The 14,657-nt window shown below is 54.5% G+C and carries 11 protein-coding genes and 1 pseudogene; 9 read left to right on the forward strand and 3 right to left on the reverse strand.

Translation table 11 applies throughout. The features are described 5' to 3' along the window. Positions 1-66 precede the first annotated feature (66 nt). The 4 genes and pseudogenes from ACYVGC_RS15090 to ACYVGC_RS15105 all read left to right on the forward strand — a co-directional run. On the forward strand, positions 67-969 hold the full coding sequence (locus tag ACYVGC_RS15090; RefSeq protein WP_460584670.1) for a glycosyltransferase family 2 protein: 903 nt from the start codon (positions 67-69) through the stop codon (positions 967-969). 27 nt (positions 970-996) lie between these two features. Next, positions 997-2,199: a glycosyltransferase family protein gene (locus tag ACYVGC_RS15095; RefSeq protein WP_460584671.1), complete on the forward strand. Its 1,203-nt coding sequence runs from the start codon at positions 997-999 to the stop codon at positions 2,197-2,199. 29 nt (positions 2,200-2,228) lie between these two features. Next, positions 2,229-3,314, forward strand: coding sequence for a glycosyltransferase family 4 protein (locus tag ACYVGC_RS15100; RefSeq protein ID WP_460584672.1), 1,086 nt, complete (start codon positions 2,229-2,231; stop codon positions 3,312-3,314). A 584-nt stretch (positions 3,315-3,898) separates the two neighbouring features. After that, positions 3,899-4,252 (forward strand): annotated as a pseudogene (locus ACYVGC_RS15105) (IS630 family transposase); the annotation flags it as partial. A gap of 311 nt (positions 4,253-4,563) precedes the next feature. On the opposite strand, the gene ACYVGC_RS15110 reads toward ACYVGC_RS15105, so the two are convergent. Both ACYVGC_RS15110 and ACYVGC_RS15115 read right to left on the reverse strand, forming a co-directional pair. Next, positions 4,564-5,916 carry a hypothetical protein gene (locus ACYVGC_RS15110; protein WP_460584673.1) on the reverse strand — a complete coding sequence of 451 codons (1,353 nt, stop codon included), beginning with the start codon at positions 5,914-5,916 and terminating at the stop codon, positions 4,564-4,566. Between the two features lie 17 nt (positions 5,917-5,933). Then, a complete protein-coding gene (locus ACYVGC_RS15115) occupies positions 5,934-7,214 on the reverse strand; it encodes a tol-pal system protein YbgF (RefSeq protein ID WP_460584674.1) in 1,281 nt (426 codons plus the stop codon). A gap of 96 nt (positions 7,215-7,310) precedes the next feature. On the opposite strand from ACYVGC_RS15115, the gene ACYVGC_RS15120 reads away from it, so the two are divergent. The 3 genes from ACYVGC_RS15120 (at position 7,311) to ACYVGC_RS15130 (ending at position 11,856) form a co-directional block, all read left to right on the forward strand. Further along, positions 7,311-8,243, forward strand: a complete 933-nt coding sequence (locus tag ACYVGC_RS15120) for a M20/M25/M40 family metallo-hydrolase (RefSeq protein WP_460584675.1) — start codon at positions 7,311-7,313, stop codon at positions 8,241-8,243. A 50-nt stretch (positions 8,244-8,293) separates the two neighbouring features. Then, positions 8,294-9,493, forward strand: a complete 1,200-nt coding sequence (locus ACYVGC_RS15125; protein WP_460584676.1) for an acyltransferase family protein — start codon at positions 8,294-8,296, stop codon at positions 9,491-9,493. Between the two features lie 122 nt (positions 9,494-9,615). Continuing rightward, entirely contained in the window at positions 9,616-11,856 is a 2,241-nt protein-coding gene (locus ACYVGC_RS15130; RefSeq protein ID WP_460584677.1) for a sodium-translocating pyrophosphatase, read from the forward strand. Between the two features lie 111 nt (positions 11,857-11,967). Here ACYVGC_RS15130 and ACYVGC_RS15135 read toward each other — a convergent pair whose 3' ends face one another. Next, on the reverse strand, positions 11,968-12,969 hold the full coding sequence (locus tag ACYVGC_RS15135; protein ID WP_460584678.1) for a glycoside hydrolase family 5 protein: 1,002 nt from the start codon (positions 12,967-12,969) through the stop codon (positions 11,968-11,970). A gap of 280 nt (positions 12,970-13,249) precedes the next feature. Here ACYVGC_RS15135 and ACYVGC_RS15140 point away from each other — a divergent pair, with 280 nt between their 5' ends. Both ACYVGC_RS15140 and ACYVGC_RS15145 read left to right on the forward strand, forming a co-directional pair. Continuing rightward, positions 13,250-13,789: a phosphoribosyltransferase gene (locus ACYVGC_RS15140; RefSeq protein WP_460584679.1), complete on the forward strand. Its 540-nt coding sequence runs from the start codon at positions 13,250-13,252 to the stop codon at positions 13,787-13,789. A gap of 78 nt (positions 13,790-13,867) precedes the next feature. Then, positions 13,868-14,491: an adenylate kinase family protein gene (locus tag ACYVGC_RS15145; protein ID WP_460584680.1), complete on the forward strand. Its 624-nt coding sequence runs from the start codon at positions 13,868-13,870 to the stop codon at positions 14,489-14,491. Positions 14,492-14,657: the final 166 nt, after the last annotated feature.

Here is a 14,657-nt window from a genome sequence, read left to right on the forward strand (position 1 = left end):
GGACCGGTTCTGTGCCGGTCCTTTGTTGTGATGGGACTAATAGTCTTGTCTATCTGTTTACCAAGTATGAGTCAGAATCCATTTTTTACTATTGTTATCCCCACATACAATCGTGCTGGTTTTGTTGGTTCTACACTCCGTTCTGTATTAGAACAAGAATTTACTAGATTGGAAGTGCTGATTGTAGATGATGGCAGCCAGGACAATACAGCAGCAGTTGTGCAGTCCTTTACCGACCCACGCTTACACTACCTGCCTAAAGAAAATGCTGAACGTGGCGCCGCTCGTAATTACGGCTTGGCCCATGCGAAAGGAGAGTATGTACTATTTCTGGATTCAGATGACCTTCTGCATCCTAACCACTTGAGTACGCTACACGATGCCATTACGGCAGCGACCGTACCGCCTGATTTCATTGCTACCAAGTATGACTTTGACCGCGACGGTCAGCGACGGCCTTCTGACCTAGGCTCCTTGCCAGCGGGCCGATTGGGGTTTGAGAGCTTTATCCAAGGTAATGCGCTAGCTTGTAATGTATGCGTACGCCGAGCTAACCCTACCTTAAAGGGATTTGAGGAAGACCGCCGCTATGCGGCTGTGGAAGATTGGATGTTCATGCTGGAAAACACCCAGCATGGGGCAGAGGTACACTTGATAGATGCTGTGACCCTTACTATGAATGACCATGACCAGCGCTCAATGCGGGCCGACAACCAAGGACTGATTCGGCGACTGGCGCTCGCTGCCATTTGGATGCAACAGCACTTGAGCCTCACGGCGGACCAGCGCCGTCGGCTGCTTGGGCGGGTTTACTATCTTTGTACTATTCATGCCTATGCTGATGGCCACCGGGTGCAGGCCTTTCGCTTTGCCTGGCAGGCCGCAACCGGGTTGAGCCCCAAAACTGTTGTGCTCCTGCTAGCACGCATCGCACTTGGGCCCCAGCTGGTGGGGCTATTGAAAGGCTAGCGGCCGGGCCACCTACCGGAGTTACTTATGCGCATTCTTTATCTAGGCTACTGGGGCCTGCTCGACGGACTAACCACCAGCACGATATTTCCGCACCTGCGGCTGTTGCAAGACCGGGCCGATGTAGCCGCAATTCGGCTCGTTACAGTAGAGCGGGGCTCCCAGGCGCAGGCTAAACTACAATTTGAACCAGGGTATGCGGTAAGCAAAATATCCTTCGAGCCGTTGCGCTCGCAGCCTGGCCGCAACGTTATCCTCAACAAGATAGAGGATTTTACGCGTTTCCCAAAAGAGCTAGTGAAGCAGGTGGCAGCATTTAAACCTGATTTTATTCTAGCGCGGGGTGCTCCAGCGGGTGCACTAGCTTACTTGGTCTGGCAGAAAACCAAACTGCCGTTTTACGTCGAGTCGTTTGAGCCGCACGCTGACTACATGCTGGAGTCGGGAGTATGGCGGCGTTACGACCCGCGTTACCTGTTTCAGCGGCATTGGGAAAAGCGGCAGAAACAATTGGCTAGTGGGCTGATGCCCGTAGCCGAGAATTATCGCCAGCAACTCATAAAAGAGGGCGTATCTGCTGGCCGTATTGCTACCGTGCCGTGCTCAGTTGATACCAGTGCGTTTGGATTCAATTTGGAAGCCCGACAACGTGTGCGGCAACGGCTAGGCTTGGCTGCCGGGGCGGTAGTGGGTATTTACGTGGGCAAATTTGGCGGTATCTACTATGATGCGGAAGCATTCGAGGTGTTTCGCACCGCTGCTGATTACTTCGGACCGGCTTTTCGCCTTGTCATTCTCACGCCCGACCCAATTGAGGAAGTGCGTACTAAGCTAGCTGCGGTAGGCCTAGAGGCCGAAGCTATCGTTACAAAGGCTCCGCATGCCGAAGTGCCCGACTACCTAACGGCGGCCGACGTAGCTTTCGCGACTATAAAGCCCGCCCCTTGCCGCCTATTTTGCTCAGCTATCAAAATTGGAGAGTATTGGGCCAGTGGCTTGCCCGTATTGGTAACGCCCGGCGTGGGCGATGACTCGGCTATTATTGAAGCCGAGAACGGGGGGGCAGTATTTGACCTAGCTCAGCCGGGTAGCATACAGGTGGCACTGAAGCAGCTTTCAGCTATTATGCAACAAGCTGACTACCGCAACCATATTCGAGCACTGGCCATTCACTACCGCAGCCTCGACCGGGCCCGGGCGGCGTACAAAGCGCTACTTCCCACGGGGTGATAACGTGTTACTTATTTGAGTCATTGATTGTGCGCATTTTATTTCTTGTTCCGTATCCGCCGGGCCGGGCCCCGTCGCAGCGGTTTCGCTTTGAGCAGTACCTCGATGCGCTGACGGCCCAGGGGCACCAGTATCGGCTAGCCCCATTTCTATCGGAAGCCACGTGGAATATTCTCTACAAGCCGGGGCAAATGGTAGCCAAAACGCTGGGTATTCTAGGGGGATTTGGCCGGCGACTAAGGCTGCTATTCACAGTGCCAGCCTACGATTTTGTATTTATCCACCGGGAAGCCGCTCCCCTTGGCCCCCCGATACTAGAATGGGTGATTGCCAAGTTGTTGGGTAAAAGGCTAATCTACGACTTTGACGATGCTATTTGGTTAGCCAATACCTCAGAAGCTAACAAGCTGGCAGCCGGTATGAAATGGCACCAGAAAGTAGCCAGTATTTGTCGGTGGGCCTCTAAAAACAGCTGTGGCAATGCATACCTGGCTGCGTATGCCCGGCAGTTCAACCCACATTCCATAGTAAACCCAACTACTATTGATACCGAGTATCTGCACAATAAGGTGCGCAATCAAGGCGCACCCGGTCGCCTGGTTATTGGCTGGACGGGAACCCACTCCACCCTTAAATACCTAGACCAGGTAATACCCGTGCTGAAGAAGTTGGAAGAAGAAGGCCTGGATTTTGAGTTTAGGGTTATCTCTAACCAGTCTCCTACAATACCCTTGAACTCGCTCGTCTTTATGCCCTGGCGCAAGAATACTGAAATAGAAGATTTGCTAGGTTTTCATGTGGGGCTTATGCCACTGGAGGATGACTTGTGGGCAAAAGGGAAGTGCTCTTTTAAAGCATTGCAATACATGGCTTTGGGTATTCCAGCCCTAGTGTCACCGGTAGGGATGAATACAGAGGTAGTGCAAGATGGTCAAAACGGTTACGTGTGTGCTACTCCAGCCGAGTGGGAGCAGCGTCTGCGCCAGCTATTAGCAAATCCTGAACTGCGAGCGCAACTCGGTTACGCTGCACGAGCCACAGTTGAGCAGCACTATTCGGTACATGCTAATAAAAGCAATTTTTTAGGGTTGTTTTGCACGAATCAAACAGAATAATTAGCAAATTAGACCTGCTGAATAAGTTTTTTATATATAATAGAAAAAGTTGCTGGACTTTAATTAGGAGTCTTGCAGATAGCGGTTTCGTGAACTACTTGTCCCTTATCTAAGCGTTTATGTGAGCAAGACCTGTGCCTGCTTATTCGCTTGATTTACGCACACGCGTGGTGGCGGCCTACCGCCAGCCGGGCGTCCTGCAAGCCGCCGTTGCTGCCCTGTTTGGGGTGAGCGTGTCGTTTCTTAAAAAGCTGCTGCGCCATGAGCGCCAGACCGGCTCGCTGGCGGCTAAACCGGCCAGCGGGGGGCCGTGCCCGCTACCTCGATGCCGCGTCGCAGGCCTGGCTCGTGGCCTATGTCGGCCAGCACCCAGATGCCACCCTGGTCGAGTTAGGCCTGGCAGACGCAGGGCGGGCGACCCGTGGGGCAAACCTGCCTCTGGCAGGTGCTGCAAGAGCATAAGTTGCGGCGCAAAAAAAAGCCTGCACGCGCATGAGCGCGACACGCCCCGCGTGGTGGCACTGAGTCAGGACTAGGTCGAAACCCTAGCCCAGCACTACGATACCCGCCGGTTTCATTTTCTCGATGAAACAGGGCTGTGCCTGGATGCCTGCCGCCGCTACGCTCGCGCCCCCGGCGGGCAGCGCGTGGGGCAAGCCGTGCCACTCCAACGCGGGCCTTCGCTCACGCTCAGCACGCTTTCGGCCCAGGGCCTGGGGGCGATGCAACTCTTCGAAGGGGCGCTCAATTACGAGCGCTTCGCGCTGTATGTGAACCGTTTTCTAGCCCCAACGCTCCGCTCGGGGGACGTGCTGGGGCTAGAAAACCTAGCGGTGCATACGATTGGCGGCCTGCGTGAGTGGCTGGCCGAGCGTGGGGTACAATTCTTATTTCTGCCGCCTTATTCCCCGGACTTCTCGCCCATTGAGCAGGCGTAGAGCAAGCTCAAAACGGCGGTGCGCACTGCCCAGGCCCAGAGCCGAGCGGCACTGGAAGTAGCCCTGCAGGCGGCTATTGACTGGATTAGCAGTCAAGACGCCCAGCACTGGTTTAACCATTGTGGTTACCATGTGCAGCCCACTTGAAATTGGATAAGCGGTTTGCGAAACAGCTATAGGGCCTCGGAATTGCAAAAGCTAAGTTGCGTTGAGCCCAGGACATCATACACATGCAGAGTTTTTTACATGCAATGGTCAATAAATTCGACTAAAGTTATCTAAAACCTAAACTATCGCATAATGCTACTTAATTAGACCAATTGCCGTTGGACTAGATTAGGCCGCCGTACACGGCTTTTCTCTGCCGCAATGCTTTGAAGAATATATAACCCTCCTAAATAGAATGGGATAAGGGGAATTTTGTAACGTACTAAGGTTCCAAAATTCGAGCTTGTAATAGCAACTGATGCGGCAAAAATAAGTGAGAAAACGAAGCACATTAATAAAACGGGTGTCTGGCTGATAAGTGAGAGCGTTGACCAAACTCCCGTTCGTCGAAAAATACGTAACGTAAACAGTAGGAAAAAACCAGCTTCCAACGCTGACAGTAACATAACAGGATTGCGAGCTTCCCATAAAAAAGGTCGGAATAGTGCAGTTGCGATGGCTTGCGGTGCTAGTTTGACCATTCCACCGATAGTGCCATCTTGGCTACCAAGCGTATAAGCCGAACCTTCCTGTTTTTGGCTAACCTCATATAAATAATCAGCGGTCAGCTTGCTGCGAGCACCAATCTTATCGACGTCATATTTTTCGTCGCCTTTTGTCAGGTTAGTAGCTGCATATACAGCGATAAGTCCACCTACTGCAAAAAATACTGGTTTAGCAATGAGTCGAAATGTTTTATTTTTTATGCGAGCATTATTTTCATTGAACACCCATAGCAGCGCGGCTGGTAAAAAGCAAAGTAAAATGTACACCTTTATATTAAATAAAGTATACGCGCCTAAGCCGCCAATAAGTAGGCTTTTAAGGATAGCTTGCTTTTGGATGGTGCCACGATAGAAGCCATAGAACAGCCAGCCTAATGCGCCGATACACAAGGAGTCTTTAAGTAGCCCTGAACCCCAAAAAAATAGGGATGGCATGTAAAACATAGTCCAAGCCAACTCCTTATATACGTGGGGTCGGATCTTAACCATGGTTATGTATAGGGCCCACATACCACTGAAGCTTATAATCGCGAAGAATAACGCGATTACGGTATAATTATTAAAACAGAATAAACCTAAGAACGCAGCAAGCCTAGCTAAGCGAAACTCAGTAGAACCTGCCTGATGCCAGAACATGCGTGAGATGTATGGAAGCAGTGCTGGGTCTTGACTTCCGCCATCATCTGTTAAGAATTTGAGACCGGTAGAAAAAGAGTGGTCAAAGGCTGCTGCAATTACTTTAACGTGATATAGATAATTGAATGTGTCGCCGCCGTGGTAATAAAACTGATAAATTAAACCCAGGCCAATAGCACCCACAAACTTGAGGGTAAGACCAGGAAGAAAATAAGGCCGGGTAAACTTGTTTGTAACTGCTGGGCGCACCATGTACGCAATAAAATAGAATATTCCTAGATAAAGCGGCGCTAGAAATAAGTCGGACAATTCCATAGATATAAACTATAAGATTAAGAATTCTTTTTTAGCCAAGCTTTCGCCTCTTTGTACTGGTCAGACTTATGGTCGGCCTTATCAGCTAATACTTCGTAGTAGCGGCGGGCGGCGGGAAGGTCGCGGTCGCGGTCGGCCATACGGGCCAGGTTGGCATTGGCGAATAAATAGAAGCCGCCATCAGTTTCGTTGTTGCTTTCGGCAAATACAATGCAACGCTGGTAGTAGTCTTTAGCCTTTGCGAGGTCGCGGTATTTGTACTGCATGAGGTAGCCCATGAAGTAGCTGGCGTAGCGGCCGCTACTGGCTTCGTAGCCGGGGAGGCCTACACTGATTTTAATGAGAATGTCGCGGCTTACGCGCTCGCACTCGGCAAAGTCGGCTTGGTCGAAGCAAAGCAGGGAGTAGAAGCGGGCGAAGTAGCCATTATCGGGGTACTTGAGGGCCAGGCCACGGGCAATGGGCATGGCAGCGGCCGTTTGGTGCTCATCGTTGTGCAAAAGCTTCATTAAGAATACTTTAGCTTCAACACTAGTATAGAAGCCAGTGTTGGCTACGGTGCGTAATTGACTGAGGCCTAGCTGCTTATTTCCCTTGGGAAAAAATAGTAGGACGGGCTTAAGCAGCGGATAATTTTCGGGAATCCAGACGGCGTAGTAGTTGAACAAGGCTTCGCCAAATAAGAACTCGGGGCTGAGACCGTTGGCTTCACTGCTCTTTTGCAGATAGGTGAGGGCGCGCTTGCTGCTGACGGTGGCTTTGCGCCAGTTGTGACGCTCGGCATTGAGGCGGGCGTCGAATCCGTTGGCGGCCGAGAGGAAGAAATAGGCCTCGTAATTGTGCGGGTCGGCCTTTATCATTTGCTCGCTGTAAGTATTGGCCGTGTCCATGTAGGCGAAGAACAACTTGTCGTACTGCTTGCTGTCGAAGTTAGTGGGCATTATTTTCCACCATGTGCTCAAGCCCAGCAGGAAGTAGGGCATGGGGTGGTGGGGATAGCGCCGCCGCAGCGAGCGAAATTGTTTTTCGGCCTTATCGTACTTGAAATTGTAGAGATTTTGCACGGCCCCATCTAGCTCCAACTGAATATCCTTGTCTAGTAGGAGCCAGCCTTTGGTGTCGGCGGTGGGCAATACACTCACCGTGTCGATGGCCACGGTGCGCATGGCGGGCACTTGGCCAACGCGCAGGCGCATGGTATCGCGGGAAGTAGTTTGCTGTGCTTGGCTTAGCAGAATACTACTGCTGAGGAGCAATATTATTAGCAAACTACGCGAAAACCAGGAGAGAAGGGACATATGGGCAAATAGGGCAGAAAAAAGCCAGCCCTCGGCCATACGAAAGTACGGCAGCGGCTCTAGCTTTGGCAGTTTAACCGACTTACTCATTAGCTTATGCACCTGCTGAAAACGCTGTGCCAACTGCCGGCTCCCTCGGGGGAGGAGGCAGGGCTGACTGCCTATATCCTGAATTATGTGCGCGAGCATAGTGCTCATTGGCGGCATCCGCCGCTGGTGGTGCACGACGAAAGCCGGTTTCAGGACTGCCTGCTGCTGGTATTCGGGCAGCCCCGGACGGCCGTTTTTGCGCACCTCGACAGCATTGGCTTCACAGTGCGGTATGGCCGTGAGCTGGTGCCCATTGGTGGGCCAGAATGTGAGCCGGGCTACCGGCTGGTGGGGCGAGATGCGCAAGGCGAAATAGAGTGTACGCTAACGGTGGAGCGAAGCGCAGATGAGGCAGAAACCGAAGTGCTGGGCTACGAGTTCAGCCGTGATATTGACCCCGGCACCAGCCTCACGTTTGCCTGCGACTTTCGAGAAACTGACGCTGCCGTGCAGAGCTGCTACCTCGATAATCGCCTCGGGGTGTGGGCCGCCCTGCGCCTGGCCGAAACGCTGGAGCATGGCATCATCGCCTTTTCGTGCTGGGAGGAGCACGGCGGCGGCTCGGTGCCATGCTTGGCCCGGTTTATCTACGAAAGCTACGGCGTGCGTCAGGCCCTGATTGCAGATATTACCTGGGTAACGGAGGGAGTAAAAGCAGGTAACGGCTGCGTTATTTCACTCCGCGACTCGCTCATTCCGCGCCGGGCCTACGTCGAGCGCATCCGGGCCATTGCGCGGGCATCGGGCATCGCGCACCAAGTGGAGGTAGAGGGTACTGGGAGCTCCGATGCGAAGGACTTGCAGCGTAGCGATGTGCCTTGGGACTGGTGCTTTGTGGGTGCACCCGAAGACGAAGTGCATTCGCCCAACGAGATTGTAGCTAAAGCTGACATTGCCAGCATGGTAGCTTTGTATGAAGTGCTAATGCGCGAGTTGTAAGGCAAAGCAGTATTTTTGTCAATTCAGTAAGCAGTTTAAAATTTAGTTCAGTGATTACCAATCCCTCTCCCGTTGCTGTGCCAGTGGTAGTTATCCCTCCAATCCGGCATTTATCTTATCAGGAACTTGATATTTTGCACTGTTTGCGGGGTTTCTGTGCGTTCTATGTAGTTGTTTACCATGCTAAATACATATTATGGTCTGGCGGTCATGACTACTTAGCCGTTTTTCCGCGGGTAGCATGGAGCATCTGGCAGTATGTGGCTTTCGCCTTCGATATGCTTAGCTCGGCGGGATACGAGATGGTCATATTCTTCTTTGTGTTATCCGGCTTTTTTATTCGGTATGCGCAGCAGCGTAAGCCCCGCGCAGCTGCGTCTTTCTACCTAAATAGGGCAGTGCGAATTTATCCTCCTTACCTGGCTTCCGCTCTGTTGGCTGCTGGTGGACTAGCACTTATCGGCCATTTTGTGCCTCAGATGCTGACTAAGGCTGAGCACCGCGAACTGAATAGCGCGTTGTTAGTAGCCTGGGATAGCCTACGGCATTTCAACCTGCTAGCACTAACACGCACTTTAGTCTTTTTGCCAGGACAGGGCAATCTATTTATTGGGTATAATTCTGTTTATTGGTCGTTGCTGCCCGAGGCATTGTTTTATTTATCAGTGCCGCTGGCCTTTTGGCGCATTCGAGCCTATTATGGGGTATCCTTGTTGTTCTACCTATTGGGTATTGGTAATAATGTATTTCATTACAACGGAGGATTTATTATAGACTTTTTAATTACCTATAATTTTTATTTTGCAGTCGGCGTCGCACTCTACGATGTAGTGGTACGCACTGCCTGGCTAACCTGGTTTCGGCAGGCATCGGGTTGGTTGCTGGGTATCAGCATATTGCTGTTAGCCGTGCTGCTACTGCCGTTGGCTATATTAAAGCTGAAGGTGCTCTCGGGGTTGGTCGCGGTATTGCTGGCGGTACTGGCTATCTCGGCGTTGCTGGCCGGACGGGTGGCGCGCCGCAACTTAGCCGTGCGGGCCTTTCATCCGGTTGGTGTTTTTAGCTTTTCGCTCTACCTCTATCATTTTCCGCTACTTATTTTGTGCGGCGGGCTACTTGTATCCACGACGGGCTCATTAGTAAATTACACGCGCTATTACTGGCTTGCAATCCCAGTAGTCACGCTTGCCTGCTACGTTTTATACTGGATAACTGAACGGGTTTCCGTGAATTTCTTCCGCAAGATGTAGGTGTCCAAAGTGCCATACTGCGAAGCCGAGTAAATGCAGGTCGACCGACCTATATTTGCTCGGCTTCGCTCATTATCATGGGTTTAGCAACCCTTCTTCCCACCCTAATTCTCATCCTGCTTATGCCATTTATTCTCTACGCGCTACCCGCGCTGGGTATAGTAGCCCTGCTCTACACCTGGTTGCGCGCGGGCTGGGTAGCCCGGCAGGATGCTGGTGATGAAAAGATGCGCACCATTGCCGGCTACATCGCCGACGGGGCCATTGCTTTTCTGAAAGCTGAGTACAGGGTGCTGGCGCTGTTTGCCCTCATCGCCTCGGTGTTTTTGGGGTACCTGGGTTTCACGGGCGAGCGGTCTAGCCCGGTGATTGTCATTGCGTTTTTGATTGGGGCGGTGTTCTCGGCCACGGCCGGCTTCATCGGGATGAAAATTGCCACCAAAGCCAACGTGCGCACGGCCCAGGCGGCGCGCACTTCGCTGAGCCGGGCACTACAAGTCTCATTTTCGGGCGGCTCGGTAATGGGCATGGGCGTGGCGGGCCTGGCAGTGCTGGGGCTGGGGTCGTTGTTCATTATCTTCTACCAGCTGTTTGTGGTGCGCCTGGGTGGCTCGGCCAGCGGTGTGGAGATGGAAAAGGCCTTGGAAGTGCTCACCGGCTTTTCGCTGGGGGCCGAAAGCATTGCGTTGTTTGCCCGCGTGGGCGGCGGCATTTATACCAAGGCTGCCGACGTGGGGGCCGACCTCGTGGGCAAGGTGGAAGCCGGCATTCCGGAAGACGACCCCCGCAACCCCGCCACCATCGCCGACAATGTGGGCGACAACGTGGGCGACGTAGCCGGCATGGGGGCCGACCTGTTTGGCTCGTACGTAGCTACTATCTTGGCTACCATGGTATTGGGCCGCGAAGTGCGGCTGGGCAATACGGATGCGTTTGGCGGGCTGTCGCCCATTCTGCTGCCAATGGCCATTGCCGGGCTGGGCATTGTGGCCTCGCTCATCGGCATTTTGCTGGTGAAGGTGAAGGAAGGCGGCAGCGTGCAGGCCGCCCTCAATTTTGGCAACTACGTATCGGTAGCCGTATCGGGCGTATTTTCTTACTTGCTGATTAAGTGGATGTTGCCAGATGGTGATATTACCATTCGGGGTTACACCTTCGATGCCAACCACGTGTTTTACGCGGTGCTGGTGGGGCTGGGCGTGGGCACGCTCATGAGCATCATCACCGAGTACTACACCGCCATGGGCAAGCGGCCCGTAAACAGCATTGTGCAACAAAGCGGCACTGGCCACGCCACTACCGTTATCGGTGGGCTGGCCGTGGGCATGGAAAGCACGGTGCTGCCTATTCTGGTGCTGGCGGCGGGTATTGTGCTAAGCTTCAAGGCAGCAGGTCTTTACGGCGTGGCCATTGCGGCGGCTGGCATGATGGCCACCACGGCCATGCAGCTGGCCATCGACGCCTTCGGGCCCATTGCTGACAACGCGGGCGGCATTGCCGAAATGAGCGAGCTGCCGAAGGAAGTGCGCGAGCGCACCGATATTCTGGATGCCGTGGGCAACACCACGGCGGCCACTGGCAAGGGCTTCGCCATTGCCTCGGCGGCGCTCACCTCGCTGGCGCTGTTTGCGGCCTTCATGGGCACGGCGCACATCGATGCCATCGACATCAGCAATGCCAACGTGCTGGCGGGCCTGTTTGTGGGAGCCATGATACCGTTCATTTTTTCGGCGCTGGCCATTGCGGCGGTGGGCCGGGCGGCCATGGCCATGGTGCAGGAAGTGCGTCGGCAATTTCGGGAGATACCCGGCATTATGGAAGGCACGGGGCGGCCCGAATATGAGAAGTGCGTAGCTATTAGCACCCAAGCGGCCATTCGGGAGATGATAATGCCGGGGGCCATTGCGCTGCTTACGCCCATTGTCATCGGCTTTGCCTTCGGGCCCGAGGTGCTGGGCGGCACGCTGGCGGGCGTCACGGTGAGCGGGGTGCTCATGGCCATGTTTCAGAGTAACGCCGGCGGAGCCTGGGACAATGCCAAAAAGTCGTTCGAAAAAGGCGTGCTCGTCGATGGCGTGATGCAGTACAAGGGCTCCGAGGCCCACAAGGCCAGCGTGACCGGCGACACCGTGGGCGACCCGTTTAAGGACACCAGCGGCCCGAGCATGAACATCCTCATTAAGCTCATGAGTATTGTATCGCTGGTAATTGCGCCGCACATTGCCCGCGTGGGCGGCACCTCCGGCATGGTGCCGGTTCCCCTGCGCACGGAGCTAAGCCAGCCCCACGTACGCTTCGTGCAAAACGTGCCGCCCGCCGCCGAAGCGATTGTGCGACACGCTTTCCAAGTAATTAGCTATTAACGGGTTGTGCAAAAAAAAGGAGACAGAAACGCAAGCGCTTGCGTTTCTGTCTCCTTTTTTTGTGGGTGTGCCAGCCTAATCTTCCTGGTTTGATAGGGCAGAGGATTAAGCTTATTTAACTGTATTATAACGCTTTAGGTATTCCCGCGTTTTCAGCCCCGATTCCTTTAAATCAGCATCCTGCCACGGGCCTGTGGAGCTGGCCGATTTTTGCAGCATGGAGCACGTCTCGTCTTTGTCTGATACCGACCACACAATCCAACTCAAGCCCTTGGCCTCCAGCCAAGTGAGGTATTCTTGCCAGGCCACGAGGTTGAGCGGGCCGTCGCCGCTGGCCTCCATGCCGGCCGACTCGGAGATGAATACCGGCAGCCCACTTTGCAGGGCCGCGTCGGTGCGGTCGCGCAGCCACTTGCCGTGCGTGGCGGCGTAGAAGTGCATGGTGTACATCAGGTTTTTGTAGCCCTTGATGGGGTCGGCGGCGGGCAGGTTGATATCCTGGTCCCAGTGCGGGCAACCTACCAGGATGACGTTGCCGGGGTCGTTGGCCCGAATGACCTTGATGACCTCCTCCGAATAGGCCTTCACCTCGGGCCAGCTTTCCTGATCGGGCTCATTGAATACCTCGTAAATAATATTGGGATACTTGGCGTATTTCTTTGACATTTCGGCGAAGAACTCCTTGGCTTCCGGCAAGTTGATGTTGTGGCTGTGCCAGTCGATAATCACGTACATATCGGCCTTGATGGCACCCTGCACCACGGTATTTATTTTCTCTTTTGAAAAAGCCGGGTCCTGCTTGTAATTGCGCTCGCCCACCTCAATGCCCATGGCGGCCCGCACCACGTTGCAGCCAAAGTCCTGCCGCAGCCACTGCACGGCCGCCTCGTTGTAGAAGCGCGGCCACAGACTGTGCCAGCCTAGGCTGACGCCCCGCAGCACCAACGGCTTGCCGCGCTGGTCTACGAGCTGGGTGCCCACCACTTGCAGGCGGCCATGCTGTCGCACAAACTGGCCGGCTGCTAAAATCAGCTTTTGTTGAGCCGCCGGCTGCGCCAGAGCCTGGGCCGCGCCGGGTAATAGTAACGTCGCCAAGAGCGCGCGCGTCAGCATTTTTCTAAAAGTAGGCATTGGGAAAAGGTCCGAAAAAGATGTATTGTTGAGCGCCCAAAGTAAGAAGTAGTAGCGGCTGCGAGGTGCCAAATGCAACCTGCGGCTAAGGAAAGGCCTACATCCTGTCAGTTTTGGCACCACGCAAAGTGGGCGGTGCGCCTGCGGCGGCCCCGCGGCAGGCAGGCGCACTGCGGCCAACAATCGCGGTGGGCGCGCAGGGGTTATGTTACCGCCCTTACCTTTGCACCCCCGAAACGGCCACCTAGGCCACTCCCTCCGCATGGGTCACCCCCTCATTACGCTCCACAACAAGGCTTTCAAGCCTTATCTCTCGGCCGCTGAAATCGCCACGGCCATCGACCAGGTAGCTGCGCGGCTCAATGCCGACTACGCCGGCCGCCGGCCCCTGTTCGTGGTGGTGCTCACGGGCGGCTTCATGTTTGCCACCGACCTGCTCAAGCGCTACACGGGCGAGTGCGAGATTGTGTTCATCCGCGTGGCTTCCTACGAGGGCACCGGCAGCACCGGCCAGGTGCAGGAGATACTGGGTTTGCGCGAAGACGTGCAGGGCCGCGATATCATTCTGGTCGAGGACATTGTGGACACCGGCACCACGCTCAACCACCTGCTGCCCACGCTGCAAGCCAACAACCCGGCCTCTATCGAGATAGCGGCCATGTTTTTTAAGCCCGCCAGCCTGCGCTACCCGTTGACGCTGAATTATATCGCGCTCGAAATTCCCAATGATTTTGTGGTGGGCTACGGCCTTGACTACGATGGCCTGGGTCGTAACTTGCCCGATGTGTACGTGGCCGTGTAGGCCGCCGAAACCCGTTTTTTAGAAGGCTACTTCTCCGTTCCCGCCCTGGCGCTTGCGCCTCATTTTCGATTTTCTCCCATGCATAACATCGTCCTCTTCGGCCCGCCCGGCGCGGGCAAAGGCACTCAAAGCCAGAAGCTCATTGCCAAGTACCATCTCGTGCACCTAAGCACCGGCGACCTGCTCCGCGCCCAAATTGCCGAAGGCACCCCGCTGGGCCTAACGGCCAAAAAGCTCATGGACGATGGCTTTCTCGTACCCGACGAAGTAGTTATCGGGATGATTGGCAGTGCCTTGCAAAGTAATAAGCAAGCCGCTGGCTTTATCTTCGACGGCTTCCCGCGCACCACGGCCCAGGCCGAAAGCCTCGACCGCCTGCTGGCCGAGCACGCCACCAGCGTGGCCTGCATGATTGCCCTCGAAGTGAATGAGGAAGAGCTGGTAACGCGCCTACTAGAGCGCGGCAAAACCAGCGGCCGCCCCGACGACCAGGACGAAACCAAAATTCGCCGCCGCGTAACCGTGTATAACACTGAAACGGCCCAGGTAGCCGGCTACTACGCCGTTCAGCACAAGTTTCACTCCCTCAATGGAATAGGTGAAATCGAGGCAATTTTCCAGCAGATTTCCACTATCATCGACCAGCACCAGGCGGCCGTTCCCGAGGTGCCCGCCGCCGCTACCCGCGAGGTAAAAGCGTAGCGGCTGGCGCTAATTTTTTGTAATCCGTCTGTCATCCTTATCTGGCGTCCGATTGCGAAGGACCTTATCACGGTTGGAATCGCTGGGTAAATAAGCCCGGCGGCCACTAACGCGAGAGGGTCCTTCGCAAGCGGACGCCAGATAAGGATGACAGTTTTTTAATAAC

It is taken from the genome of Hymenobacter arcticus (assembly GCF_054779975.1).